At 72.6% G+C, this 25530-nt stretch carries 22 protein-coding genes and 3 pseudogenes; 19 read left to right on the top strand and 6 right to left on the bottom strand.

The window, feature by feature from the left end:
- The 12 genes and pseudogenes from AB0L75_RS19800 to AB0L75_RS19745 all read left to right on the top strand — a co-directional run.
- Positions 1–310: pseudogene (locus AB0L75_RS19800) on the top strand (hypothetical protein); the annotation flags it as partial.
- 409 nt (positions 311–719) lie between these two features.
- On the top strand, positions 720–1265 hold the full coding sequence (locus AB0L75_RS19795; protein WP_365182423.1) for a hypothetical protein: 546 nt from the start codon (positions 720–722) through the stop codon (positions 1263–1265).
- A 398-nt stretch (positions 1266–1663) separates the two neighbouring features.
- Positions 1664–3793 carry a hypothetical protein gene (locus AB0L75_RS19790; RefSeq protein ID WP_365182421.1) on the top strand — a complete coding sequence of 710 codons (2130 nt, stop codon included), beginning with the start codon at positions 1664–1666 and terminating at the stop codon, positions 3791–3793.
- Positions 3794–3881: 88 nt separating this feature from the next.
- On the top strand, positions 3882–5411 hold the full coding sequence (gene pelF, locus AB0L75_RS19785; RefSeq protein ID WP_365182419.1) for a GT4 family glycosyltransferase PelF: 1530 nt from the start codon (positions 3882–3884) through the stop codon (positions 5409–5411).
- On the top strand, positions 5408–6823 hold the full coding sequence (locus tag AB0L75_RS19780) for a hypothetical protein (protein WP_365182417.1): 1416 nt from the start codon (positions 5408–5410) through the stop codon (positions 6821–6823). The genes pelF and AB0L75_RS19780 overlap by 4 nt, the downstream gene beginning before the upstream one ends.
- 80 nt (positions 6824–6903) lie before the next feature.
- Positions 6904–7905 carry a GDP-mannose 4,6-dehydratase gene (locus AB0L75_RS19775; RefSeq protein ID WP_365182415.1) on the top strand — a complete coding sequence of 334 codons (1002 nt, stop codon included), beginning with the start codon at positions 6904–6906 and terminating at the stop codon, positions 7903–7905.
- Between the two features lie 39 nt (positions 7906–7944).
- The gene (locus AB0L75_RS19770) at positions 7945–8658 is read left to right on the top strand and encodes a sugar phosphate nucleotidyltransferase (RefSeq protein WP_365182413.1); all 714 of its coding nucleotides are present in this window, start codon (positions 7945–7947) and stop codon (positions 8656–8658) included.
- Between the two features lie 7 nt (positions 8659–8665).
- Positions 8666–9568: an NAD(P)-dependent oxidoreductase gene (locus tag AB0L75_RS19765; RefSeq protein ID WP_365182412.1), complete on the top strand. Its 903-nt coding sequence runs from the start codon at positions 8666–8668 to the stop codon at positions 9566–9568.
- On the top strand, positions 9565–10227 hold the full coding sequence (locus AB0L75_RS19760; RefSeq protein WP_365182410.1) for a spherulation-specific family 4 protein: 663 nt from the start codon (positions 9565–9567) through the stop codon (positions 10225–10227). The genes AB0L75_RS19765 and AB0L75_RS19760 overlap by 4 nt, the downstream gene beginning before the upstream one ends.
- Positions 10228–10290: 63 nt before the next feature.
- The gene (locus AB0L75_RS19755; RefSeq protein WP_365182408.1) at positions 10291–10947 is read left to right on the top strand and encodes a 1,4-alpha-glucan branching protein; all 657 of its coding nucleotides are present in this window, start codon (positions 10291–10293) and stop codon (positions 10945–10947) included.
- A gap of 257 nt (positions 10948–11204) precedes the next feature.
- On the top strand, positions 11205–13061 hold the full coding sequence (locus tag AB0L75_RS19750) for a M1 family aminopeptidase (protein ID WP_365182406.1): 1857 nt from the start codon (positions 11205–11207) through the stop codon (positions 13059–13061).
- Between the two features lie 105 nt (positions 13062–13166).
- Positions 13167–14003: a lysozyme gene (locus AB0L75_RS19745; RefSeq protein ID WP_365182404.1), complete on the top strand. Its 837-nt coding sequence runs from the start codon at positions 13167–13169 to the stop codon at positions 14001–14003.
- A 40-nt stretch (positions 14004–14043) separates the two neighbouring features.
- Here the strand turns inward: AB0L75_RS19745 and AB0L75_RS19740 are convergent.
- The 3 genes and pseudogenes from AB0L75_RS19740 to AB0L75_RS19730 form a co-directional block, all read right to left on the bottom strand.
- A pseudogene (locus AB0L75_RS19740) lies at positions 14044–14136 on the bottom strand.
- A 98-nt stretch (positions 14137–14234) separates the two neighbouring features.
- Positions 14235–14663 (bottom strand): DUF6234 family protein, encoded by a 429-nt coding sequence (locus AB0L75_RS19735; protein ID WP_365182402.1) that lies wholly within the window; start codon positions 14661–14663, stop codon positions 14235–14237.
- A gap of 85 nt (positions 14664–14748) precedes the next feature.
- Entirely contained in the window at positions 14749–16008 is a 1260-nt protein-coding gene (locus AB0L75_RS19730; protein ID WP_365182400.1) for an MFS transporter, read from the bottom strand.
- Between the two features lie 205 nt (positions 16009–16213).
- On the opposite strand from AB0L75_RS19730, the gene AB0L75_RS19725 reads away from it, so the two are divergent.
- On the top strand, positions 16214–17215 hold the full coding sequence (locus tag AB0L75_RS19725) for a LacI family DNA-binding transcriptional regulator (protein ID WP_365182398.1): 1002 nt from the start codon (positions 16214–16216) through the stop codon (positions 17213–17215).
- Positions 17216–17267: 52 nt separating this feature from the next.
- Here the strand turns inward: AB0L75_RS19725 and AB0L75_RS19720 are convergent, their stop codons facing one another.
- A complete protein-coding gene (locus AB0L75_RS19720; RefSeq protein WP_365182396.1) occupies positions 17268–18212 on the bottom strand; it encodes an alpha/beta hydrolase in 945 nt (314 codons plus the stop codon).
- 274 nt (positions 18213–18486) lie between these two features.
- Here AB0L75_RS19720 and AB0L75_RS19715 point away from each other — a divergent pair, with 274 nt between their 5' ends.
- The 5 genes and pseudogenes from AB0L75_RS19715 to AB0L75_RS19695 all read left to right on the top strand — a co-directional run.
- The gene (locus AB0L75_RS19715) at positions 18487–19170 is read left to right on the top strand and encodes a hypothetical protein (protein ID WP_365182394.1); all 684 of its coding nucleotides are present in this window, start codon (positions 18487–18489) and stop codon (positions 19168–19170) included.
- Positions 19171–19190: 20 nt separating this feature from the next.
- Complete coding sequence (locus AB0L75_RS19710; RefSeq protein ID WP_365182392.1) at positions 19191–19721, top strand: PadR family transcriptional regulator; 531 nt, start codon at positions 19191–19193, stop codon at positions 19719–19721.
- A 97-nt stretch (positions 19722–19818) separates the two neighbouring features.
- Positions 19819–20994, top strand: a complete 1176-nt coding sequence (locus AB0L75_RS19705) for a DUF2306 domain-containing protein (protein ID WP_365182390.1) — start codon at positions 19819–19821, stop codon at positions 20992–20994.
- Between the two features lie 185 nt (positions 20995–21179).
- Entirely contained in the window at positions 21180–22157 is a 978-nt protein-coding gene (locus AB0L75_RS19700) for a hypothetical protein (RefSeq protein ID WP_365182389.1), read from the top strand.
- A gap of 3 nt (positions 22158–22160) precedes the next feature.
- Positions 22161–22265, top strand: a pseudogene (locus AB0L75_RS19695) (molybdenum cofactor biosysynthesis protein); the annotation flags it as partial.
- Between the two features lie 119 nt (positions 22266–22384).
- Here the strand turns inward: AB0L75_RS19695 and AB0L75_RS19690 are convergent.
- Positions 22385–23542, bottom strand: coding sequence for an FAD-dependent monooxygenase (locus AB0L75_RS19690; RefSeq protein WP_365182387.1), 1158 nt, complete (start codon positions 23540–23542; stop codon positions 22385–22387).
- Positions 23543–23626: 84 nt separating this feature from the next.
- On the opposite strand from AB0L75_RS19690, the gene AB0L75_RS19685 reads away from it, so the two are divergent.
- Positions 23627–24184 carry a TetR family transcriptional regulator C-terminal domain-containing protein gene (locus AB0L75_RS19685; RefSeq protein ID WP_365182385.1) on the top strand — a complete coding sequence of 186 codons (558 nt, stop codon included), beginning with the start codon at positions 23627–23629 and terminating at the stop codon, positions 24182–24184.
- Positions 24185–24277: 93 nt separating this feature from the next.
- Here AB0L75_RS19685 and AB0L75_RS19680 read toward each other — a convergent pair whose 3' ends face one another.
- Positions 24278–25351 (bottom strand): AI-2E family transporter, encoded by a 1074-nt coding sequence (locus AB0L75_RS19680; RefSeq protein ID WP_365182580.1) that lies wholly within the window; start codon positions 25349–25351, stop codon positions 24278–24280.
- Positions 25352–25530 lie beyond the last annotated feature (179 nt).

The raw sequence follows: 25530 nt of genomic DNA, 5'->3' as shown, positions 1-25530 counted from the left end.
GTACCCGCAGCATCCGGTGAAGCCGGAGTACCCGCAGCATCCGGTGAAGCCGGAGTACCCGCAGCATCCGGTGAAGCCGGAGTACCCGCAGCATCCGGTCAAGCCGGAGTACCCGCAGCATCCGGTGAAGCCGGAGTACCCGCAGCATCCGGTGAAGCCGGAGTACCCGCAGCATCCGGTCAAGCCCGAGTACCCGCAGCACCCTGTGAAGCCCCAGTATCCGCAGCACCCGAAGAAGGAGTCGAAGAAGGGTGAGTCGCATGAGTCGCACCATGACCACGACGAGGAGGAGGGGCCGCTGGACGTGTGAACGCCGGTGACATGACCGGCTGAGGGAATCTGGAACATCCGTGAGAGACGGCTGGGCCGCCCCGTACAGGGCGGCCCAGCCGCGCGTTCCGGCCTTCCTGGAGCCCCAACGCCCGGCCGGAATCGGGTGGTTGGCCGATAGTTGGCCCTCTCCGCAAACGGTGGGCCTCGTTCCGCCGGACGTGAGGCATCTCGTCCCCGCCAATACCCGGACCGCCACACCACCCTTCCGCCGCACCCGCGCCGACCCTTGCGTCACCCGCCCGCAGGGTGCGGAGACTAGGCCCGCGAGGTGTCATCACGCATCCCTCACGGGCCCTTCACATAGCGCTCACTTTCGGCCGATCGATGCGCGCGGGCGCGTCCGTGGTGCAGACGCCGCGCCGATCGCGTGCCTAGCCTCCCGGGCCATGCGATCACCCCTGATGAGACGTCTCGGTCTCACCGCAGTCCTCGCCTTCGTCCTCGCCGTCTTCGGGTTCGCCCCCGGCGCCAGCGCCGCCGATCCCGCGCCGACCGCGCCGACCGCGCCGGCCGCGCTGACCTTCGCCACCGACAGTGCCACCACCACCCCCGGCGGCACCGTGAAGCTGTCGATGACGATCACCAACAACAAGACCTACGACATCTGGTTCGTGTACCAGACCATCGACCCGACCTGGCTCACCACCCAGCGCCCGGACCTGAAGTTCAGCTTCACCGGATGCAGTCTGGCCACCGCCGCCGGTGCCGCACCCTGTTCCGGCATCGGCCCGAGCAACCTCGGCGGCAACTACGGCGCCACCATCCCGCCCGGCCAGAGCCGCACCGTCACGCTGACCCTGCAGATCGCCGCCGACTCCGGCTGCAACGGCAACATCGGCTTCTACTCGTACTACTACGCCGAGTTCAGCGACAGCACCAACACCAGCGGCGGGCCTGTCTACACGCCCGAGACCCGCGTGCTCTGCGCCTGACGGACGCCCCGGTTCCGCGGCCCTGAGGGACGGAATTCGGCCTCCCCGCCCCACGTCCCGCGCGGCGCGGACCGCTCGCACCTCGCCCGGCGGACCATCGCGGTCCGTCGGTGCGTCGTACCGGGGTCGCAGCGGTGGAAGGGAGTCGTCCGTTCGCGGTGCCCCCTCGCTTGGGGACGGAAAAATGACCCACGAGGTTGCCTGCGGCGGGCGTTTGATACCTGCGCTTTTCCGTCAGGTTTCGTAAGTCCACCACAAAAGCTACACAGGGCCATCACCATGTGACGCGACGGATGCGTCGACGACCGGCTTCTGAGGGGGACGCCGGCGTCGCGCAAGGGGGTGCGTCCGCTCCACGGAGCCGTGCTCACCCCTGCCCGGGGAGGGGACTTCACCGCATGAAGCGGACCATCCGCACCACCGCGCTGACCGTGGGCGCACTGACCGCCGCGCTCGGCCTGCAGGCCGGCCCGGCTCGCGCCGACACCAGCGCACCGCGCATCGACCTCAGAGTCCTGGTGGTGAGCGACGGCGGCCCGGCCACCGACGCGATAGCCGCCGAACTCACCACCGCCGGAACGCCGTACACCAAGGTCGATCTGACCAGCTCCGGCCGGCCCACCATCGACGCCGGGTTCCTCGCCGACACCGTCGACGGCCGGCCGCGCGCCAAGTTCCAGGCCGTCGTCCTGCCCAACGACAACCCGTTCCCGGCCGGCAGCGCCGAGATGGCCGCGCTCGCCGCCTACGAGCAGACCTACGCCGTTCCCCAGGTCGACGCCTACACCTACGCCCGCCCGCAGGCCGGCCTGCAGGTCCCCACCTCCGGCGGCTACTCGGGCAGCATCGACGGCGTACAGGCCGAGGTGACCACCGCCGGCAAGGCCGGACCCTTCGGCTACCTCGACGGCGCCGTGCCGTTCGAGGACAACTCCCCCTCCGTGGGCGAGAGTTACGCCTATCTGTCCACGCCCGCACCCGGCGCCGACTTCACGCCGTACGTGCAGGCCCCCATCCCCGGCAGCTCCCAGCAGGGCTCGCTGGTCGGCGAGTACCGGCACGACGGGCGGCGCGAACTGGTCGTCACCTTCGTCTACAACCAGTACCAGCAGCAGTTCCGGCTGCTGGCCCGCGGCATCGTGGAGTGGATGACCGGCGGCGTCCACCTCGGCGCCTCCCGCAACTACTTCGCCGTGCACGTGGACGACGTCCTCGCCGCCGACGACCGCTGGGACACCCAGCTCAACTGCACGCCCGGCGATGTCGACTGCACCAACGCCGCAGGCACGCCGAGCCCGATCCGGATGACCCCGGCCGACGTCGACTACGCCACCGCCTGGCAGAACAGCCACCACTTCACCCTCGATCTCGTCTACAACGGCGCGGGCAGCACCGACCAGCGCGTGGACAACAACGGCGTCGACCAGCTCGCCGACAGACTCATCGCCGACCGTGCCGAGTTCCGCTGGGTCAACCACACCTACACACACGCCTTCCTCGGCTGCGAGCAGAACACCACCGTGGTGCCGTGGAGGTGCGAGACCAACGCCGACGGCAGCACCAAGTGGGTCGGCCGCGCCACCATCGACTACGAGATCGCCACCAACCGCGCCTGGGGCCAGGCCGTCGGACTCCCGCTGCAGAACGACGAGTTGGTCACCGGCGAGCACTCCGGGCTGCGCATCCTGCCGCAGCAGCCCGTGGACAACCCCAACCTGGCGCCCGCGCTGACCGACAACGGGGTCAAGTGGCTCGCCGCGGACAACTCCCGCGACCCCGACCAGCGCGTGGTCGGCCCCGCCAGCACCGTCTCCCGCTATCCGATGAACGTCTTCTACAACGCGGGCAAGGCCTCCGAAGAGACCGACGAGTACAACTGGCTCTACACCGGCCGCGCCCAGGGCGGCAGCGGCATCTGCGAGGACAACCCCGCGACGACCACGTGTCTTTCGGCTCCGCTGGACACCGCCACCGGGTACAAGGACTACATCGTGCCGCTGGAGACCCGTATCGCCCTCGGCCATGTGCTCTCGGGCGACCCCAAGCCGCACTTCATCCACCAGTCCAACCTCGCCGAGGACCGCATCGCCTACCCGGTCCTGAACGGCGTACTCGACGGCTACGACGCCCTGTTCGCGGACAACACCCCGCTGGTCAACCTGCGGATGAAGGACATCGGCACCGAACTGCAGCGCCGCGCCGCCTGGAAGAGCGCCGTGGACGCCGGCCGGGTCACCGCCTACCGCATCGGCGACACCGTCACCGTGCAGGCGCCGAGCGGCACCGCCGTGACCGCGACCCTGCCCACCGGCACCACCGCGGGCGGCGCCGCCTTCGGCACGGCCTACGCGGGCGAGCTGTCCGGCTGGACGCCCTCCTCCGGCACCCCGCTCACCTTCACCCTGCCGTCCTCCCCGTCCTCCCCGGCCGGCACCGCGCACACCGCCGCGCCGGCCACCGCTCCCGCCCCGCGCACCAAGGTTCCGGCGGGCGTGAGAAAGCAGGTCCCGTACACCCCGGGCAACTGAACGGCGCACTGAAGGAGGTTCCGGCCGGCGGCAGTCGCCGGCCGGAACCCGCGCGACCACCCCACACCTCGGCCGTGGAGCCCCATCGATGCACGTTCAGCACGCCGTGCGCCGCCCCGGCGCGGCGCACGTCACCCTGCTCACCGAAGGCACCTACCCGCACAGCCACGGCGGCGTCAGCGTCTGGTGCGACCAGCTCGTCCAGGGCATGCCCGACCTCGACTTCGAGATCGTCGCCGTCACCGGCACCGGCCGCGAACCCGTCGTATGGGACCTGCCCGCCCATGTCCGCCAGGTGCTCTCCGTACCCATGTGGGGAGACCCGCCGCAGGGCCGCGCACCCCGCGGCCGCGCCCTGCGCCGGCTCGCCGCCGCCTACGAACGCCTCCTCACCGCCCTGCTCGACCCGCATGCCGAGGACCAGTTCGCATCCGCGCTCTACACCCTGGGCGGGGCGGCGGCCGACGGCACACTGAGCCCTTTCCTGCGCGGCGACCGCGCCATCGCCGTCCTGGCCGCCGTATGGAACCGCCCCGGCCTCGCCGTCCGCGAGGCCCGGCCCACCCTGCACGACGCGGTCACCGCCACCGCCCTGCTGGAACACGCCCTGCGCCCGCTCGCCGCACCGCCGCCCCGGCACGGCGTGGCCCACGCGGTCAGCGGCGGCGTCGCCGTCCTGCCCGGACTCGCCGGGCTGGCCCGCCATGACGTCCCGCTGCTGCTCACCGAGCACGGCGTCTATCTGCGCGAGCGCTACCTCGGCTATCGCACCGCCCCCTACCGCTGGCCGGTCAAGGCCGTCGTCCTCGGCTTCTTCCGGCTGCTCGCCGAGGAGAGCTACCGCAGGGCCGCCCTGATCACCCCGGGCAACCGCTACAACCGGCTGTGGGAGGAGCAGGGCGGCGCCGACCCGCAAGCCATCCGGACGGTCTACAACGGGGTCGACCCCGCCGCCTTCCCGCCCGCCGGACCCGAACCCGGGACACCCACCCTCAGTTGGGCGGGCCGGGTGGACCCGATCAAGGACCTGGAGACCCTGATACGGGCCTTCGCCCTGGTCAGGGCGGAGATACCCGAGGCCCGGCTGCGGCTGTTCGGCGGCACACCGCGCGGCGGCGAGGCGTACCGGGAACGCTGCGAGGCACTCGCGGCCGAACTGGGGCACGCGGACGCCGTCACCTTCGAGGGCCGGGTCGACGACATCAAGGACGCCTACGCGGCCGGGAACGTCGTGATGCTCTCCAGCATCAGCGAGGGCTTCCCGTTCACGCTCATCGAGGCCATGTCCTGCGGCCGGGCCACCGTCTCCACCGACGTCGGCGGCGTACGCGAGGCCGTCGGCGACACCGGGCTCGTCGTCCCGCCGCGCGACCCCGCCCGGATGGCCGCGGCGGCGGTGGAACTGCTGGGCGACCCGGGGCGCCGCACAGCGATGGGGGAGGCTGCCCGGCTGCGCGTGATCGACCAGTTCACCCTGCGCCAGACCATCGACACCTTCCGCTCCATCTACCTCGAACTGTCCACGTCCACCGCGAAGTCGGCGGCCGTACAGCCCGGCCTCGGACCGGCGCGGCCGCCCGCACCGGTGGTCACGGGTTCGGGAGGTCTGGCCGGATGAGCGGGCCGATGTCCCTCGAACCCGGAGGGCCGCAGCAGGACACCCTGGCGCTCCGGCTGGCCGCTCCGCGACCGCCGCGCCGCCCGCACCCCGGCGCCTTCGGCGAGAGCAGCTTCGCCGTGCGGCTGCCGCGACGCGGCCCCGATGAGCAGGCGGTCAGCGAACTGGCCGCCGAACTCGCCGACCGCATCGGGCCCGCCGTCCACCCCTACGAGGTGGCCGCACTGCTGGAGGCGGAGGGCCTGGCCGCCGAGGTGATCAAGGAACGCTACGGGCATCCGAACCTCTTCTCGCTCGCCGCCGCGCTGTACGAGCGGATACCCCGCACCTTTCCCGAGCCCGCTCGGCCGGCCGACCCCTGGCGACCGGACACCTTGCGGTGCCTGCTGCGGGGCGTGCTCTTCGCCCTGCCGGGGCTTGCGTATCTGCTGACCGAGCCCCTGTGGCATTCCGGAAGTCCGGCCCCCGCTCTGATCGCGGCCGGACTGGTCTCCTGGGCCTGGGGGCAGGCTCTCGGCCACCGTGCGCACCTGCGGATGACCACCGGGCGACGGGAGGTGGGCCGCACCCTGCTGACCGGCGCACTCCTGGGCGCGGCGCTGGCCACGGCCGTAGCCGCGCCGTTCGCCCGAGGCGGCGCCGCGACCCTCGCCGCGTCCGCGCAGTCGCTGTACATGGCGGCCGCGGGGGTGCTGCTCGTGCTGGGGCGTGAGCGACTGCTGCTGGCCGCGCTGTCACCGCTGATCGTGGGTGCCGCCGTACTCCCGTGGGCGGACCCGGGCACCGCACCGCGGGCCGGCCTGCCGCTGCTGGCACTTCTGGCCACGCTCGTCGCGGCCGGCCGGGTGCTGCGGGAGGCCCTGGCCGTCCCCGCCGTCCCCGAGGGCGGGCGGCCACCGTTGCGGTCATCCCTGCCGTACGGGCTGTTCGGGCTGGCCGCCGGGGTCCTCGTCCTGCTGGAGGCCCGGCGGGCACCCTCCGCGGTCATCGTTCTCACACTCAGCATGGGACCGGCCGAGTGGCTGCTGTTCCGCTACCGCGGGCTGTCCGTGTCCGCGCTGCGCGCCACCGCCACACCTGTCGGGTTCCTCCTGCGCTCGGCCGGAGTCCTGGGACTGTGTCTGCTCCTCTACGTCCTGCCCCTGCTGCCCGCCGCATGGCTGACCGATGCCGGACCCGCCGCGCTGCCGCTGCTCGCGGCCACCCTGTGGACCGCGCTGCTGCTCCAGGCGTTCGGGGCGGCCTGGCCGCCGGCCGCCGTCTGCCTGGCGGCCGCGGGCGCCGCCGGTGTCACCACCGCGCTGCGCCTGCCCCCGGGACCGCCGGTCCTGCCGCTGTGCTGCGGCGCGGCCACGCTGTGCCTGGTGACATGCGTGCTGCGCCTGCTCGGACGACCGGCACGGCACGCCTGATGCCCGGGCAGCCGTCCCGCCCTACCCGTCGACCCGCCCGCGACTCCTGAACCGACCGAACCACCGGAAGGACTGACCAGTTGACCTCCGCACCGCTCGCCGCCGTCACCGGAGCCGAGGGTTTCATCGGCTCCCACCTCACCGAGGCCCTCGTGGCGTCGGGACACCGGGTCAGAGCCATGGCCCAGTACAACTCCTTCTCCTCCTACGGCTGGCTGGAGACCCTCGCCCCGGACGTCCTCGACCAGGTGGAGATCGTCCTCGGTGACGTCCGCGATCCCGGCTCGGTCCGCGGACTCCTCGAAGGCGCCGACACCGCCTACCACTTGGCCGCGCTGATCGCGATCCCGTACTCCTACCAGGCCCCGCACAGCTACGTGGAGACCAACGTCACCGGCACCCTCAACGTCCTCGAAGCCGTACGGGCGCTCGGCACACCCCGGCTCGTGCACACGTCCACCAGCGAGACCTACGGCACCGCGCAGACCGTGCCGATCACCGAGGACCACCCCATCAACACCCAGTCCCCGTACGCCGCTTCGAAGGCCGGCGGGGACCGGCTGGCCGACAGCTACCACGCGAGCTTCGGCACCCCGGTCGTGACCCTCAGGCCGTTCAACACCTTCGGGCCGCGCCAGTCGATGCGCGCGGTCATCCCCACCGTCATCGGCCAGGTCGCGGCGGGGGAGCGCACCCTCACCCTGGGCGATCTGCGCCCCACCCGCGACTTCACCTTCGTCAAGGACACCGCGCAGGCCTTCCTCGCGGTCGGCACGGCGCCCGCCGAACAGGTCCTCGGACGCACCTTCAACGCCGGTACGGGCGGCGAGATCTCGGTCGGCGACCTGGTCGCGCTGATCGGCAAGGTCATGGACAGCGCCCTCGACGTCCGTGCGGACCCGGCGCGCATCCGGCCCGCGAACTCCGAGGTGATGCGGCTCGTCGCCGACGCCTCCCGGCTCGCCGCGGCCACCGGCTGGCGGCCCGCCCACACCCTGGAGCAGGGCCTCGCGCACACCGTGGACTTCTTCCGCGACCCGGCCAACCTGGCCCGCTACAAGACCGGCATCTACAACATCTGACCCGTCCGGCACGCCACGACTTCTTCGAAGGAGAAGCCCATGCACGCAGTGATCCTGGCGGGAGGCAAGGGCGTACGGCTGCGGCCGTACACCACCGCACTGCCCAAGCCGCTCGTCCCCATCGGCGACCAGCACGCCATCCTGGAGATCGTGCTGCGCCAGCTGACGGCGGCCGGCTTCAACCGCTGCACCCTCGCGATAGGCCACCTCGGCGAGATCATCCGCGCCTATGTCGGCGACGGCTCCCAGTGGGGCATGGCGGTCGACTACGCCACCGAGGAGAGCCCGCTCGGCACCATGGGCCCGCTGCTCGGCCTCAGGGAACGGCTGCCCGAGACGTTTCTCGTGATGAACGGCGACATCCTCACCGACCTCGACTACGCCGACGTGCTGCGCCGGCACAAGCAGGCGGGCGCACCGCTGACCATCGCCACCTACGCACGCAAGGTGCACATCGACTTCGGCGTGCTCACCACGGATGCCAGCAAGGTCGTCGCCTTCACCGAGAAGCCCAGCATGGACTACCGGGTCTCCATGGGCGTCTACGGCCTCAGCCGCGCCACCCTCGACGGATACACGCCGGGGCTGCCGCTCGGCTTCGACGAACTGGTCCTCGACCTGCTGAAGGCCCAGAACCCGCCGCACGCCTACGAGTTCGACGGCTACTGGCTGGACATCGGCCGCCCCGACGACTACGACCGGGCCAACGCCGAGTTCACCAGCCGCAAGTCCCTGCTGCTCAAGGGAGCCTGAGGTCCGTATGCGCATTCTCGTCCTGGGCGGCACCGGGTATCTGGGCCGCCATGTGGCCGCGCGGCTGCGCGCCCTGCCGGGCGCGCGGATCCTCGCCGCCGGCCGTTCGTCCGCCGACGGGTTCGGCGTCGACCTCGCCGCCGACCCGGCCGAGCGGCTCGCCAAGACCCTGGCGGCGGCCGCGCCCGACGCCGTGGTCAACTGCGCGGGTGTGACCGGTGGTGACCCGGTGACGCTGGCCGAGGTCAACGCCCGTGGCCCCGCCGTGCTGTGCGCGGCGCTGCGCGAGGCGGCCCCCACCGCGCGTCTGGTGCACCTGGGCTCGGCCGCCGAGTACGGCCCGGGGGCCCCGGGCACCCCGGTCACCGAGTCCGCGCCCGCCTGCCCGGTCACCCTCTACGGCGCGACCAAGCTCGCGGGCACCGTCGCGATCACCACCTCCGCCCTGGACGGGGTGGTGCTCCGGGTCGGCAACCCGGTGGGCCCGGGCGCGCCCATGGCGAGCCTGCCCGGCCGGATGGCCGCGCTGCTCCGCTCGGCCGGGCGGGAGCCGCAGGCGCTCCTGCGGCTCGGGGACCTGTCCGCGCACCGCGACTTCGTCGACGTGCGTGATGTCGCCCAGGCGGTGGCCCTGGTCGTCACAACGCCCGGACATCTGCCGCCTGTTCTCAACATCAGCGGAGGGGCCGCCGTAGCCGTACGGGAGTTGGTGCACGTGCTGTCCCGACTGGCCGATTTTCGCGGCAGGTTGGAGGAGGGTGCGGGCGGCGGCTCGGCGCGCTCCGCCCCGGTGTCGTGGCAGTGCTCGGACATCTCCGCCGCGGCCCGGGCCCTCGGCTGGCGGCCGGCCCACACCCTCGACGACGCGCTCGCCGCACTGTGGTCGGCCACCGCGGAGAGCGTGCCGTGAGCCTGCTGGTCCCGCTGTACGTGCACCCGGCCGAGGATCCCGGCGCCTGGCACCGGCTGATCACGGCCGCCCCCCGTACCCACGCGGTCGTCCTCAACCCGGCGAGCGGACCCGGCGCCGCCCCGGACCCCGCGTTCACCGCGGCCGCCCGGGCGCTGCACACCGCCGGGGCCCGACTGCTCGGGTACGTCGACACCGACTACGGGGTCCGGGACCAGGCGGACGTCACCGAGGACATGCGCCGGTACCAGGCCTGGTACCGGACCGACGGCTGCTTCCTGGACCGCGTGACCGCCACCCCGCAGGGCCTGTCGGCCTGCCGACGTCTCGTCCGGGAGATACGGCGGCTGGGCGCGGCCACGGTCGTGCTCAATCCGGGCGTCCACCCGGCGCCGGGGTACGCCCGCCTCGCCGATCTGACCGTCACCTTCGAGGGCCACTGGTCCACGTATGTGTCGGCGTTCGCCCGGCCGGCCTGGACGGGCCGCCAACCGCCCGACCGGTTCTGCCATCTCGTCTACGGCGTCCCCGAGGCCCTCGTCCCGCTCGCCGTACGGACCGCGCACGAGCGCGGCGCGGCGGTCTGCGGCCCGGTGACCGGCGAGTTGCCCAACCCCTGGGCGCAGTTGACGCCCGCGTTGACCGGGGCGGGCGGTTGACCAGCGGGAACGTATGCCAAGCTGCTGGGGTCAGCAACCGCGCGACGAAGGGGAAGCGCCGGCATGGCCATCATCCACCACACCACGCTCAAGCCCACGAAGCTGGAGCTGCTCACCGACTGGCTGCCCACCCGCCCCTGGTACCGCGGCGGCCCGGACGCCCCCGTGCTGACCAAGTCCGGCGGCTTCCGGCTGGACGACCCGAAGGGCGAGGTCGGCATCGAGTTCATGGTGGCCACCGACACCTCCACCCCCGAACCGACCGCCTACCTCGTGCCGTTGACCTACCGCGGCGCGCCGCTTCAGGGGGCTGAACACGCGCTCGTCGGCACGCTGGAGCACGGCGTGCTCGGCAAGCGCTGGGCCTACGACGGCTGCCACGACCCCGTGCTCGTCGCCGAGTTGCTGTCGCTCATCGAGGGCAGGGCCCAGGCACAGGCCCAGAGCATCGACGACACCCCCGACCCCGAGGTGGTCCGCTCCTACACGGGCGCCCCCTTCCCCCTGGACGGCTTCACCCCCGAGCCGGCCGACGACCAGGAGGGCACCCGCCTTCCCGCGCCGCACGGCACGATCCTCCAGGTGCACCGGGTCCTGAACCCCGGCCCGGAGAACCCGTCGCTGCGCCCCGAGGGGGCGATCGGCCATGTGGCACGCGGCTGGCAGGACCCGCAGGGCGACCGACTGACGGCACTCTTCGTCACACTCCGCACGGCCTGACCGACGGGCCCCCGCGGCCCGCGCCGCCTCGCCCGACCCGGCGAGGTGACGCGAGCTGTCGCGCCTTCTGGCATGGTCCGGTCAAATCTGGCACTCTCTCGACAGTTCAACCGCCCGCGTCCTGACCCCATGAGGGCGCGGCGCGTCTCTCCGCACAGCGATCACGCAAGCCCCGTCCACGGCCGTCCCGGCGTACCCCAGCCGGCCCACGGCCATCGAGCAGGCCGGGAATCCCGGCCGCCGCAAAGGAGAAGCGTGTGAGATCGACCCCCCACAAGGCCCTCGGCGCCGGTGCGCTCACCGTCGCCGCGGTGGCCGCCCTCGTGCTCCCCGGCACGCCCGCCGCGGCCCGGCCGGCCGCGGCACCCGCCGCCTGCACCCCGGCGCAGGTCGTCGGCAACGGCGGCTTCGAGAGCGGGACATCACCGTGGTCGGCGTCCTCCTCGACCGTCATCACCAGCCGCTCGGGACAGACCGCCCACGGCGGCAGCTCCTACGCCTGGCTGGACGGAGTCGGCAGCACCCATACCGACACCCTGAGCCAGACCATCACGATCCCGGCCGGGTGCGACGCGGCCACCCTCACCTTCTGGCTGCACATCGACACCGACGAGACGACCTCGTCCATCGCGTACGACAAGCTCACGGCCAAGGTCGGCGGCACCACGCTGGCCACCTACTCGAACCTCGACGAGAACACCGGGTTCGTACAGAAGTCGATCGACGTGTCGGTGTACGCGGGACAGACCGTCAGTCTCTCCTTCACCGGGACCGAGGACTCCAGCCTGCAGACGAGCTTCGTGCTCGACGACATCGCGCTCGACACCTCGGGCGGCACCACACCCCCGCCGGGCGACTCCACCCGTACCCCGGCCGCGCCCGCGTACACCGTGAACCTCAGCAGCGACACCAGCGGCACCGAATGGACCGGGCACGAGAGCGTGACCTTCACCAACGCCTCGGCCACCGCGCTGAACGAGGTCTATCTGCGGCTGTGGGACAACTACCACGGCACCTGCGACGCCCCGCCGATCCGGGTCAGCAATGTCAGCGGCGGCACCGCCGAGTCGCCCACCGTGGCCTGCACCGCGCTCAAGGTCGACCTGCCGGCCCCGCTCGCCCAGGGCCAGAGCGCCACCATCGGCTTCGACCTCGGTATCACCGTGCCCAGCGGCGCCGACCGCTTCGGCCACGACGGCGCCTACAGCTTCATCGGCAACGCCCTGCCCGTCCTCGCGGTCCGCGACAGCGCCGGCTGGCACCTCGACCCCTACACCGACAACGGCGAGTCGTTCTACTCCCTGGCCGCCGACTTCAAGGTGACCCTGGACCACCCCAGCGGCCTGCTGGTCCCGGCCACCGGCACCTCCACCGACACCCCCGGCTCCAGCGGCCGTACGGTGACGACGGCGACGGCTTCCAAGGTCCGTGACTTCGCCTGGGCCGCCGGACCCTTCACCAAGATCTCCGGCACCTCGTCCGCCGGCGTCGCGGTGAACGTCTACTCCGTCTCGGACATCAGCTCCTCCAGCGCCCAGTCCATGCTCTCCACCGCCAAGACCGCCGTGGACGCCCACGCGGCCCGCTACGGCGCCTACCCCTACGGCGAGCTGGACGCCGTGATCGACGACAACTACTGGTTCGGCGGGATGGAGTACCCCGGCTTCGTCCTGGACGTGGTCAGCACCACCGCCCTGACCCACGAGATCGGCCACCAGTGGTGGTACGGCATCGTCGGCGACGACGAGTACAACAGCCCCTGGCTGGACGAGGCGTTCACCGACTACGCCACGGACGTCGCCCTCGGCAAGACCGGCTCCAGCTGCTGGAGCGGCGTCTCCTGGGCCTCCAGCGCCGAGAAGATCACCAACTCCATGGCCTACTGGGACGCGCACTCCTCCCGCTACTCCACCGTCGTCTACGGCTACGGCAAGTGCGCCCTGCACGACCTGCGCCGCGTCCTCGGTGACACCGCCATGGCCAAACTGCTGAAGGACTACGCGACCGCGCACTGGTACGGCGTGTCGACCACGGCCGAGTTCAAGGCCGCGGCCCAGGCCGCCACCAGTACCGACCTCACCTCCTTCTGGACCCAGCACCGCATCGACGGCTGACCGGCGAGGGCCGGGGCCACCCGTACGGACCAAGCACGGCCTGAGATGGCCTCGTTGGGCGGTATCCGAAGTGCGATACCGCCCGACGACGGGTCAGATGGTCTTGTGCGAAGCTCCCTTTCCCTCCAGCGCGCCGGCGCACGCCTGGCTCTCACGGGCGTCCTGACCGGCCTCCTCCTGACCCTGTCCAGCCCCGTGGCCCAGACCGCGTCGACCCCGCCCGTACCCCGGCGCGGCAGCGCGTACATGGGCATGGGCGTCCTGGCCCACGACGGTCGAGCCGTCGGCGCCGACACGGCACCACCCACCCGTGAGAACCAGCTCGAAGGCGTCGATGTCGCCAGCCACCAGGCTGCCGTCGCCTGGTCGACACTGTGGGGCGACGCCGCCAAGTGGGCGTACACGAAGGCCACCGAGGGGCTGAACTACACCAACCCCTACTTCACCCAGCAGTACGACGGTCCGTACAAGGTGGGCATGATCCGCGGCGCCTACCACTTCGCGACCCCGGACGCGTCCACCGGAGCCACCCAGGCCGACTACTTCCTGAAGCACGGCGGCGCCTGGACCAAGGACAGCAAGACCCTGCCGGGTGTACTCGACATCGAGTGGAATCCGTACGGCGCCACCTGCTACGGCAAGTCCAAGAGCGCCATGGTCGACTGGATCCGGGACTTCCTGAACCGCTACAAGTCCCGCACCGGCCGCGACGCGGTCATCTACACGGCGACCAGCTGGTGGACCGAGTGCACGGGCAACTACGCCGGTTTCGGCAAGACCAATCCGCTGTGGATCGCCCGCTTCGCCGCGAGCGCCGGGACGCTGCCGGCGGGCTGGTCGCTGTACACGATGTGGCAGTACACCTCGTCCGGCAAGACCGTCGGGGACCACGACCGCTTCAACGGCAGCGACGACCGGCTGCGGGCCCTGGCGACCGGCTGACCCGGCCGCAGGGCATGTCCCGCGGCCGGGCGAGGTCCGGCGGAGAGGGCAGGATTCGAACCTGCGCGGGCCGTAGGGCCCGACCGTGAGACATGCTCAGTGGTCCCCGATAAGCCACTCCGGGCACCTCTCCTCGTTCCCGGCCGCGGTCTCCCGCGCCGTTCACGACAACCAAGGTGCCAGCAGGGGCTGACACCGCGCTGACGCGACGGCCCGAGTGCGCCCAGCGCCTCAGCCGCAGTGCGGCCCGGCCGGTACGGCGGGGCAGGAGCGCCCGCCGTTGCCGGCCGAGCCGTCCTCGTGGGCCTGGGCCAGGGCACCGGCCGAGACCACGAGAGTGATCACGACGGTCATGACGACCTGGCTGACGACCGTCACGATCGCACGGGCGCGGGCCGCGACCAGGGCCGCCACCAGGGCGAAGGCGCCGACCCCCGCCGCAGCGGTCAGATAGCCCCACAGCGAGTCGGTCTTGACGCTCTTGGCCGTGTCGAGGTTGAACCCGGACAGAAACCACAGCCCGAAGTCGGCGACCAGCACCGCCAGTTCCAGGAACACCAGGCCGCACCCGGCTCCGATGTCGGCACCGGTGTCGGCGCGGTCGCGCCGCTGGGGGCCGCTGGTGGCGTCGAACGCCGGTGGAGCCACGGGGAGATCCATGACGGCCACCTTGCCGGGCCGGTGGGACAAGCACATGAGTACCGGTACTCACCCCGGCCGTATCCGGGTCCCAGCCGGGGGTGGCTCAGCGCACACCGCGGATGGGCAGGATGGCGAGCGCGCCGAGCAGCGACAGCGCGCCGCCGAACAGGAACAGCGGGGTGTAGCCGCCGAGCGCGGTGACCACGGCCGAGGCGACGAACGGCGCCACGATCTGCGGGCCCGCGTTGGCGATGTTCAGCACGCCCAGATCGCGTGCGGCGTCCTCCGCACGGGGGAGGACGAGGGTGACGACGGCGGTGTCCACGGCCATGAAGCAGCCGAACGCCAGCCCGTTGAGCGTGCTGAAGACGAGCATCCCCGGCCAGTTCGGCGCGACCACGGGCACCACCATGACGACGCCCGCCAGCGCCGCCGAGACGCCGACGAACACCTTGCGCCGGTTCCAGCGGTCCGACAGCAGACCGCCGACCAGCGTGGAGACGGCCATCGCCGCCATCGACACCGGAGTGAGGACGGCCATGGCGTCCGCCGCACGCAGCCCCTCGGGCAGTGAGATGTGGTCGTCGAGGATGTAGAGCTGGTAGCCGACGACCGAGAAGTAGCCCAGCACCATCAGGGCGCGGCCGATGAAGGCCCAGCGGAAGTCACGGCTGCTCAGCGCGGACAGGAACACCGCCGCGCGCCGACGCCAGGGCAGGGCCGGAGCCGGTGCGGTGCTCCGTTCGGCGCGCTCGACGTCCCGGCAGAGCGCCGTCAGGAGCGCCGCCGCCGCAGCGGCCACGAGCCCCAGCGCCAGGTACCCCACGGAGAGACGGCCGGTGCATCTCGACGCGATGAGGACGCCGAGCGTGCCGCCCACCGGCAGGGCGAGACCGACCAGCGCGGAGGCCGTGCCCCGGCGGGTCGGCGGGATCCGGTCGGGCACGATGGCGGTGACGGCGGCCTGGTAGACGTTCATGGTCGCCTGGACCAGGCACCAGCCGATGCCCACCAGCAGGGCCGTGCGCACACTGCCCAGGAAGGCGAGACCGGCCAGTGCGGCCAGCGCGCCGCCGAGCACCCAGGGGCCGCGCCGCCCCGAACGGTCGGACAGCGCACCGGCGACCGGATTGCAGGCGGTCGCGAACACCGAGCTGACACCGGCTATCAGGCCCAGCAGCGCCACCTTGTGGTGCGGGTCGATCGCGGCGACCTGGGTGGGCAGCAGCACGGAGCCGACCCCCATGTACACCGCGTACATCGACGCGTTGGCGATGAGCAGCAACGTCAGCAGCCCCCGCTGCCGGGACTCGGGTACGGCCGTCGCGCTGTCGGGCCGGAGATCTTCGGTCGGCAGGGGCATGGCGACTCCTGGGAGGAAGAGGGGGAGAGGGGAGGGGAGAGGAGCGGAAGACGCGGCCGAACACTCGCTTGCTTACACGAGTAACCAACTGGCGCGTTCCTTGTGTAGCACCCAGCTGCCGAGGTTGAACAGAGGTCTGCATCAGCAGGTCGGTGACGCGTGTAACGTGCTGTCTGGGGAAGGATCCGGCGAGCGGAAGAGAGTCATGGCGAGGAAAGCGGCCGCGGCCGTCACCAGTGCCGATGTCGCACGGCTGGCGGGCGTCTCGCGGGCCACCGTTTCCTTCGTGCTGAACAACACCCAGGCGCACCGGGTGAGCGAGGTGACCCGCAGGAAGGTCCTCGCCGCCGCGGACACCCTCGGCTATGTGCCGCACGCGGCGGCCCGCTCCCTGCGCGCGGGCCGCAACAACCTGGTGCTCGTCCCGGCCGCCGTGTCCGCCATCGGCCGCCTGGTCAGCGGCTGGATCGACGATCTGCACACCGAGTTGGAGCGGTACGGCTACACGGCCGTCCTGCACGCCGGCCGCTTCACCGACCCCGCCACCGCGGCCCGCGCCTGGGCCGAGCTGCGCCCCGGCGCGGTCCTGGCGCTGGACGGCACGAGCCTCGACGCGGCCGGCGCGGAGGTGCTGCGACGTGCCGGTGTTCAGGCCCTGATGGCCCTCGCGCCGCAACCGGTCGAGGGTGTGTACACGGTGATCTTCGACGATCGCCGCGTGGGAGTCGTCGCGGTCGAACACCTCGTCGCGCAGGGGCGGCGGCGCCTCGGTGTCGTCATGCCGCGCGAGCGCGGTCTGTCGGCCTTCGCCGAGCCCCGGCTCGCCGGTGCGCGCAGCGTGGCCGCCCGGACGACGGCGACGGTGACCCCGCTGGAGATGGAGTACACCCACGCGTCCGCCGCCGCGTTGGCGAGCGGCTGGGCGGAACGCGGTCTGGACGGGGTCTTCGCCTACAACGACGAGTACGCGGCGCTGTTGCTGCATGTCCTCCGGGACGCGGGCGTCGACGTTCCCGGCGAGGTCGCCGTCGTCGGCTGCGACGACCTCGTGACCGCGGTCCTGCAGCGCCCGGCCCTCACCACGATCCGGCTGGAGGTGCCGTCGGCCGCGCAGGTCGCCGCGGCGCTGCACGACCTGATCGAGACCGGCACCGCCGCACCCCTGCCGGCGGTCGAGGCCGTCCTGGTCCGCCGCGAGTCCACCTGACGGCACCCGCCCGGCCCGCGCCGACGGCCGCCGTCTTCCCCGGACCCTCCGGTCAGGCCGTCAGGTGCCCCTGGAGGAATTCCACGCTGTGCGCCACGATGTCGGGCACCTCGGCGGAGCCGAGGAAGATGTGGTCGGCTCCCTCGACGGGCTGTAGCGTGACGTCGCCGCCCGCGTCCTTCAGCACCCGGGCCAGTGCCTCGCTCTGGCTGTAGGGGACGACCTGGTCCTCGCGGCCGTGGATCAGCAGGAACGGGGGCGCGCCGCCGTCCGCCGCATAGGTCACGGGGCTGGCGACGCGCGCCCGCTCCCGGCGCTCCGTCCGCACCCCGCCGAGCAGGGCGTCGAAGGGCTTCGGATACGGCGACCCGTCCGGCAGGGACGGCGGGGACGGCAGGGGCTGATCGAGGATCGGCTCGATGTCGGAGACGCCGTACCAGTCGACGACGGCCCGCACCCCGCTGTCCTCCTGCCGTACGCCCTCCGCCCCTTCGAGCGCGGCTCCGTGCGTGTCGGCGCGGACCAGCCCGGCCAGTGCGGCGAGGTGGCCGCCGGCCGACTCGCCCCAGGCGCCGATCCGTCCGGGTTCGATACCGAGATCCCGGGCGTGGTGCCGGACGTATCGGATGGCGGCCTTCACATCATGCAGCTGGGCGGGGAACGGTGCCTCGAGGCTGTGCCGGTAGTCCACGCAGACCAGGGCCAGACCGGCGCCGAGGACGGCTCCGTGCAGCAGTTCCACCGGGACGGTCGGCGGCGGATAGCGCCGGTCGCCCTCCAGCCAGCCGCCGCCGTGGATCCATACGACGGCCGGCACGGGTCCGTCCGCGGGTGGTACGTGGACGTCCAGCAGGCGCGGCCGGTAGCCGGGCGACGTGGCGTAGGTCAACCCGTGGTAGCGGTGCACGCCGTCGGTGCCGGTCACGGCGGGGGTGGGGGCGCGGAACGGGGGCGGCGGCCAGCCCGTCGCGTGCTGGGCGTCTGCTGGTGAGGTCATGGCGGGGCCTTCCGTCGTCGGCCGAGGCGATCGTCCGAGGGCGCGGAGCCGTCGGCGCAGCTGGATGTTACACGTGTAACCAAGGAACAGGAAGGAGACGGCGAACACGCCCGCCTTGCGATGGGCGAAGGCCGCACGGCCTGGTTCCGGGCGGGACGGCCGAGTTCGCGCCGCTTCGCGCGGTTCGCCGGACAGGCGGCGGATGCGCGGTTAGCGTGTGCCCGCGCGGTTCGCGAGACGGCGGACCGGCCGCATCGACAAGGGGGGTTCATCCATGGAGTTACTGCGCAGATCGCTGGCGCGGCTCGCCGTCGCGCTGCTCGTCGGGGCCGGTGTGGTGCTGGCCGGCTCGGGCGCGGCCCACGCGACGGCGGCCGCGGAGATCCCGGCCGCCACGGACGGCGGGATCTCGGCCACGGTGACGTTCCACGGCGCCGTCGTCCCGCAGCCGTACCGCCCGGATCCCGACGCCGCCTTCGGCGACCGCAAGTGCCTGCTGATCTACCACGACTACGACCCGACGCCCGGCTGCGGCGGGTTCAAGCTCGACTTCACCCTGCACAACGTCCGCAGCCAGCCGGGCTACACCGCCGGTCTCGGCAGCACCGACTACTGGTTCAACGCCTACGCCGACACCGCCCGCACCTTCGGCTGTCTGCGCCCCGACGGCACGTTCGACCACAGCACCAGTTTTGTCGTCCGCACCGCACACCAGGAGCTGATGCGGACCTACTACCTCACCGAGGCCAACTGGGTGCTGTCCACCCTGCGTTCGGACCCGACCCGGGACGTGGGCCCGTACTTCTTCATGAACTTCCCCGCGGTCAAGGTCGACTGCCCCGACGGCATGACGCCCACCCAGTACGGGCTGAAGGTCACCGACATCAGCCTCACCATCGCCGACGACAACGTCTTCGGCCACACCACCTGGAGCACCCCCGGCCCCTTCTACGCCTAGATCACGGTACGGTCGGCCCCATGGCTGACGCTCGGCTGACCACCTCTTCCTTCCTGGTCCTCGGCATCATCGACAAGCTCGGCGAGGCCAGCGCGTACGACGTGAAGGTGGAGGCGGGCCGCACCGTGGCCCCGTTCTGGTCGGTGCCGCACGCGCAGGTGTACGCGCAGTGCGACCGGCTGCTCGCCGCGGGCCTGCTGGCCCAGGTGCGCCAGGAGAGCGGGCGGGGCCGCCGGGTGCTGACGCTGACCGACCGGGGTCGGCGAGCCCTGCGCGACTGGCTCGCCGACCCCGAGTTCGTCCCGGTCGAGGCGCGGGAACGCGGCATCCTGAAACTCTGGTTCGGCGCCAACCCGGACGAGATCGCCCCCGTCCAACTCGCCGAGCACCGGAGCACCTTGGGCGCGTACGAGGAGCTGGCCGACAGCGTCGGCGAGCTGCTCACCCCCGGTCAGCGGGAGGCGCTGGAGTTCGGCATCCGCTACGAGCGCATGATGACCGAGTTCTGGGACTGGGTACAGCGCCGGGACGAACGCGCCCCGGACCGTTGACCTCACCGCCGACCCGCTCTACCGTCGGTAACCCCACGATAGTCCAGAAGAGACTATGGGGATACGACAGAGCCGGTGAGGGACAGGGGAGGGCGCCGTGCGTCCATGGACGAGCAGCACCTGGCGCCGTGTCGCCGCAGCGAGCGTCACGGTGGTGTGCCTCTCGTACGCGCCCTTCGCGATGACCGAACTGTGGTCCTACGCCCGGCCCGGCGCCCCGTCGCCCGGAACGTGGCTGCTGGCCCACACCGTCTCGCCGCGGTACGTCGCCGACGCGCTGGCGACCCGGATCGCCCCGTACCGGCACAGCCTGATCCCGATGATCGTGCACTCCGTACTCGGCGGACTGCTCATGCTGCTCGGCCCCGCGCAGCTGCTGACGGCCACGCGCCGCCGCGCACGTCTGCACCGCACACTGGGCGTCCTGTTCGCCGTCACGGTGTACGCCTCGATGGCGGGCGCCGGCCTCTATCTCGCCCGCACCGCGCCACGGGACGCCTTCAGCGGAGCGGCCTTCTGGATCGTCCTCGCCACGATCCTCGTCGGCACCGTCCTCAGCGTCACCTTCGGCATCCTCGCCGCCATCGGCGGCTACCCCGACCTCCACCAGCGCTGGATGCTGCTGTGCTACGGATACCTGCTGACCGCGCCGCTGCTGCGGCTGGAGTGGGGCGCTCTGCCGGCTGTGCTGCCCGGTCTGCCGATGACGGAGATCAACCGGGTGGCGATCATGCACCTGGGCTCCCTGGTCGTGTTCGGCGCCCTGCTCGCGTCCCGCGCCCGGGACCCCCGGGACACCGTCGAGGGTCTGGGCCGGTCCTGGGCCCCGCTGCCCGTGACCGCCGCCGCCCATCTGGCCGGAGCGGCCGCCCTGGTCTGGATCGCGCGCGCTCTCACCGCTTACGGCGCGGCCGGGAACCGTCTGCTGGCCGCCTATCTACTGCCCTACGTCATGGCGTACGCGGTGATGGCGATCGGCGCGCGGCGCGCCGCCCGGGCGGGCCGCAGCTGGGCGCGCGAGGAGTGGCGCATCCACCTCGTGGGCCTCTGCCTGGCACCCGCGCTCTCGGCCGGCGCGGTCACCGTCCTCCAACACACCCTGGGGCTCGGCCGGTTCACCGCGCTCACCGCCGGCGTCGCCATCGGGTGCGGGATCACCGCCTTCGGCGCCACCCTCGGCGCGAGCCTGCGGCTGATGTACGCCCGCGAGGTACGCCGACGCTCCCTGCCGGCTGCGCTGCCCACACCCCGCGCGACCGCCGCGGTGCCGTAACGCCCTCCCGCCCCTCCCGTAGCCGCCGAGCCTCGTCCGGGATGCCGCGCCAACCCGTACCGGCGCACGGGGCTTCCGAGCACCATGCCCGCGCGGAACCTCCCGGGCGCCGCCCCCGAACAAGGCGCCCGTCCAGTCGCGCTGCCCGCACCTCTCGCCGCCTCCTCGGAAAGGGACCCGCAGCCATGACCCGACCGACCGACTCCACCGCATCGGCCACGACCTCCGCGATGCGACAGCCGCCTCCCGAGCCGTCGCCCGGCCGCCCCCTCGCGCCTGGAGTGGCGCTGCTGGCCATCGCCGTCGCGGTGATCAATCTGCTCGTCGGCACCGTCCTCACGGTCGTGGCCCTGACCGGGCATGTCCTCGGGGCCTGGCCGTCACCGGATCCGCTCACCCCCGGACTGCTCGGCGCCGCCATGCTGGGCACCGCGCCGGCGCTGTTCACCCTCGGCCGCGCCGGGACCTGGCAGGAGGCGCGCACCCTCGTCCTGCCGGTCGCCGTCGTCCTGGCCGGTCTCCTCACGGTCAGTCTGCTCAACGCGGGCCGGCTGTACATCGCCCGCGGCGGCCCGATCGTCTCCGTACTGTTCAGCCTCGGCTGGCTGTTCACGCTCGGCCTGCTGTGTGTGGCGGCGGCGATCTGCCTGACGGCGCAGGCCGTCACCCGGTCCGGGCCGCCCGCCGCGCGTACCGCACCCCTGCCGGGCTGGGCCAAGCCGCCGCTCGCCGTCCTCGGTTCCTCCTGGCTGGGCATCGGCACGGGCCTGTTCGTACGGCCCGGTTTCTGGGCCGACTTCGTCCCCTGGCACACCGACCGCGTGGACGCACAGGCACTCGGCGTCTGGGCCGTGGCCCTCGGTGTGGGTGTCCTCGGCGCCCTCGCCGAGGACGACCTCGACCGCACGCGCGCCGCTCTGTTGTCCCTGCCCGGCACGGCCCTCGCCATCACGGTCGTCCTGGCCGTGCGCGCCTCCCATGTCCACTGGAACTCCGGGCCCGGCCTGGGCTTGATCGCCATGGTGGCCGGACTGCTGGCGGCCGGCGCGAGCGGACGGTTCCTGCTCAGGGGGAGCGCGGCGCCGGGTGGGGCGACGCGGGGCGCCGGCTGGAGCAACGGGGGGCGCCTGCGGAGTGGGGGCGCACGCCGTACGCAGCCGTAGGCCGGTCCCGGCGCCCAGCGGGCGCTGCGCGACGGCGGGGGAGTGCGCTGCCGGCCGCTCACCGACGGCATCCTCACCGTGGGCCCGGCCTTGTTCGGCGTTCCGGAAACCTGCCGATGCGGCACCGGCATGCATACGCCTGGCTCGGCAGCTCGGCAGCTCGGCAGCTCGGCAGCTCGGCAGCTCGGCAGCTCGGCAGCTAGGCCTGGCCCGGTGCCGCCTGTACGTCAGTTCAGGCTGGGCGGCGTCCAGTCGGCGTGCCGCAGGATCGCCCGCATCGCCACTCCGGACGGGGTGAGGCGCAGCGCGGTGTTGCGCAGGGCGACCGCCAGCGGACCGGAGAGCTGCTGGCCCAACCGGCCCGCCTGGCGCGCGGCGCGGGCGACGGCCTGTGACCGCGGGCGGCGCTCGGCGTCGTAGCGGGCCAGTGCCGAGGTGACCGAGGGAGCGTGCGCGAGCGCGGCCGCCAGCGTTGCCGCGTCCTCCAGGGCCTGGCAGGCGCCCTGGCCGAGATTCGGCGTCATGGCGTGCGCCGCGTCGCCGAGGAGCGCCACCCGCCCCGCGACGAACGACCGCAAGGGGGTGGCCAGTTCATTGATGTCGTGGTGGAGCACGGCTTCCGGCCGGGTGGCGTCCAGCAGCTCGGGGATCGGGTCGTGCCAGCCGCCGAAGCGCCGGCGCAGCATGCCGAGCGGGTCGGCGTGGCGGACGCCGGCCGGCGCGGTGAGCACCGCGTGCCACTCGGCCCGGCCGTCGGCGAAGCCGATGTGCCCGAACTCCGCACCCCCGCCCCAGGTCAGCTCGAAGTCACCACGCAGCCGCAACGGCGATTCGGTGATGGCCCGCAGCACCGTCGAGCCCGCGTACACCGGGCCGGGATGGTCAGGGAAGAGCAGACCGCGCAGTCGACTGCCCACGCCGTCGGCCGCGACGACCAGGTCCGCGTCCAGCACGTCGTCCCCGACCGGTACCCCCACCCGGTCGGGGGTCGTACGGTCCAGTCCCGGCACCGTGACGCCGATGAGCAGGCACTTGGCCGGCAGGGCCTCGCGCAGCAACCGGTGCAGGACCGCCCGCCGGATGCCGACGATCGGTGTACCCAGGGCGCGTTCGAGGGCGGCGCCGTCCATCCGGCCCAGCCAGCCGCCCTCCGGGGTGCGGGTGCCGCCGGTGTACTGCGGACGTGCCGCCGCGCGCACCGCCGCTCCGACGCCGAGTGCATCCAGGGCGCGCAGCCCGTTGGCGTGCAGCGAGATGCCCGCGCCCGCGTCGGCCAGGGTGCCGGCCCGCTCCACCACCCGTACGTCCCAGCCGATCCGGTGCAGCCCGATCGCCGCCGCCAGACCGCCGATGCCACCCCCGACGACCACCGCCGTACCGCCCATTCCGGCCCCCCTTCGAGTCTTCTACATCTGTAGAAGACTCTACAACGAGTTCTCTACAGATGTAGAAGGGGGTAAAAAGAAGGGGTGTCCACAGATCGACGTACTCTCCTCGCCGACGCGGCCATCGTCGTGCTCGCCGACGCCGGGATGCGGGGGCTGACCCATCGCGCGGTGGACCGGGCGGCGCAGCTGCCTCCCGGCACCACGTCCGCCTACTTCCGCACCCGCCAGGCCCTGCTCACCGCTCTGGTCCGGCGGCTGGTGCAGCTCGACCAGGCCGAGCTGCAGGAGATGGGGGGCAGGGTGCCCGTGCCGCGGACGGTGGGTGAACTGGTCGTGGGAATCATTGAGTTGGCCGATGAGCGGCTCACCGGGGACGGTCGGACGCGGTCGCTGGCGCGCTATGCGTGTGCCGTGGAGAGCGTGCGTCATCCCGAGCTGCGCGAGATCCTGGTGCCGCGCGAGAACGTGGGGCGGCGGGCGGTGTGCGACTTCCTCGCCGGGCAGGGCGTCGCCGACGCCGAGGAGCGTACGGTCACGCTGCTGACCTGTGTGGACGGCCTGGTCTTCGACCGGCTCGTGAACGGCGGGGGCGTTCAGGAAGAAGAGGTCCGGGGGCTGGTGGCGGCGGCTCTGCGGTGAGCGGTACGACGGCTGCGGCGGTGCCGCTTCTTGCGGTGCGGCTGTGAGTGGGACCTGTGCGTCAACCCGCTAGCCCGTCAACCGGTCAGCCCGTCACGGAGGCACCGCGCGCAAGGCCCTCAGCACCGCCCAGACGACCGAGACCAGCGGCACGGCCACCACGGCACCGATCACCCCGGCGATGATGCTGCCGGCGATCACCGACACGGCGACGACGAGCGGGTGGAGTCGTACCGCCCAGCTCATCACCAGCGGATGCAGCACATGGCCTTCCAACTGGCCGATCACGACGATCAACGCCAGCACGGCCGCGGCCGTGAGCGGCCCGCGTCCGGCCAGTGCGATGACCGTGGCGACGCCGAGCGCGACCGGCGAGCCCACCAGCGGGACGAACGCGGCGAAGAACTCCAGCAGCGTCAGCGGCAGCGCGAGCGGCACCCGCAGCACGAGCAGGGCGATACCGACGAGCACGGCATTGGTGGCGGCCACGATGATGATGCCGCGCGTGTACCCGGCGAAGGCCCGCCACGCCGCCCGCCCCGCCCGGTCCCACGCCGGACGGGCGCCGCTCGGCAGCAGATCGTCGCGCATCCAGCCCCACAGGCGCTCGCCGGAATGGATGAAGAACACCGAGGAGAACAGCGCGAGCGCGATCCCGGTGACCACCTCTACGACCCGGCTCAGCCCGCTCACGGCGCGGCTGAGCAGGCTGGACCGGTGCGTGGAGAAGTAGTGCGTCACCTGGTTCTCCAGCTCGGACAGCCGGCTCGGGCTCAGCCGGAGCGGCGGCCGCCGCAGCCACTGCTCGATCTGGTGCACCCCGCCGCGGAACTCGCCCGCCAGCCGGGCCGACTCGCCGGCCACCGCGTTGCCCACCAGGGCGAGCAGGGCCAGCAGGAGCAGCAGGCTGCCCACCAGCGTCACGGCGACGCACAGCGGCCGCGGCAGGACCCGGGCGAGCAGGTCCGTCAGCGGGCGCAGTACGGAGGTGACGACCAGCGCGAGGAAGAGCGCCACGGCGATGAGCTGGAAGCTGCCGAGGACGCTGAACACGCCGTAGACGACGATGCCGATGAGGATGAGCCGCCAGGCGTAGGCCGCCCCGACACGCAGCCAGGGCACCACCCACACGGCCGCCGGCACCAGCTCGGGGTGGGGGGCGGCCATGCGTCGTACGGGGTAGGCGGGCCGTCTGCCCGGCATCCGCCCCCGGCGGCCCCGGCCGCCCGGCCCCGCCGTCCGCCGACGCGCATCGCCCACCACCGCTTCCGGCTCCTCTCCGTCACCCCGATGACGGTCGGTCACATGTGAGAACCGTAAGCGCACCTGTCGGTAGGGGCGCGCCG

Origin of the sequence: Streptomyces sp. NPDC052101, assembly GCF_040680235.1 — a bacterium.
GTDB lineage: Bacteria > Actinomycetota > Actinomycetes > Streptomycetales > Streptomycetaceae > Streptomyces.
This window is presented reverse-complemented; position numbering and strand designations above follow the sequence as displayed.

Bases quoted from the DNA above. Each gene is read 5' to 3' on its own strand.
- AB0L75_RS19795 (WP_365182423.1), top strand. From the start codon at position 720: ATGCGATCACCCCTGATGAGACGTCTCGGTCTCACCGCAGTCCTCGCC.
- AB0L75_RS19790 (WP_365182421.1), top strand. From the start codon at position 1,664: ATGAAGCGGACCATCCGCACCACCGCGCTGACCGTGGGCGCACTGACC.
- pelF (WP_365182419.1), top strand. From the start codon at position 3,882: ATGCACGTTCAGCACGCCGTGCGCCGCCCCGGCGCGGCGCACGTCACC.
- AB0L75_RS19780 (WP_365182417.1), top strand. From the start codon at position 5,408: ATGAGCGGGCCGATGTCCCTCGAACCCGGAGGGCCGCAGCAGGACACC.
- AB0L75_RS19770 (WP_365182413.1), top strand. From the start codon at position 7,945: ATGCACGCAGTGATCCTGGCGGGAGGCAAGGGCGTACGGCTGCGGCCG.
- AB0L75_RS19765 (WP_365182412.1), top strand. From the start codon at position 8,666: ATGCGCATTCTCGTCCTGGGCGGCACCGGGTATCTGGGCCGCCATGTG.
- AB0L75_RS19755 (WP_365182408.1), top strand. From the start codon at position 10,291: ATGGCCATCATCCACCACACCACGCTCAAGCCCACGAAGCTGGAGCTG.
- AB0L75_RS19735 (WP_365182402.1), bottom strand. From the start codon at position 14,663: ATGGATCTCCCCGTGGCTCCACCGGCGTTCGACGCCACCAGCGGCCCC.
- AB0L75_RS19730 (WP_365182400.1), bottom strand. From the start codon at position 16,008: ATGCCCCTGCCGACCGAAGATCTCCGGCCCGACAGCGCGACGGCCGTA.
- AB0L75_RS19725 (WP_365182398.1), top strand. From the start codon at position 16,214: ATGGCGAGGAAAGCGGCCGCGGCCGTCACCAGTGCCGATGTCGCACGG.
- AB0L75_RS19720 (WP_365182396.1), bottom strand. From the start codon at position 18,212: ATGACCTCACCAGCAGACGCCCAGCACGCGACGGGCTGGCCGCCGCCC.
- AB0L75_RS19715 (WP_365182394.1), top strand. From the start codon at position 18,487: ATGGAGTTACTGCGCAGATCGCTGGCGCGGCTCGCCGTCGCGCTGCTC.
- AB0L75_RS19710 (WP_365182392.1), top strand. From the start codon at position 19,191: ATGGCTGACGCTCGGCTGACCACCTCTTCCTTCCTGGTCCTCGGCATC.
- AB0L75_RS19700 (WP_365182389.1), top strand. From the start codon at position 21,180: ATGACCCGACCGACCGACTCCACCGCATCGGCCACGACCTCCGCGATG.
- AB0L75_RS19690 (WP_365182387.1), bottom strand. From the start codon at position 23,542: ATGGGCGGTACGGCGGTGGTCGTCGGGGGTGGCATCGGCGGTCTGGCG.
- AB0L75_RS19680 (WP_365182580.1), bottom strand. From the start codon at position 25,351: ATGGCCGCCCCCCACCCCGAGCTGGTGCCGGCGGCCGTGTGGGTGGTG.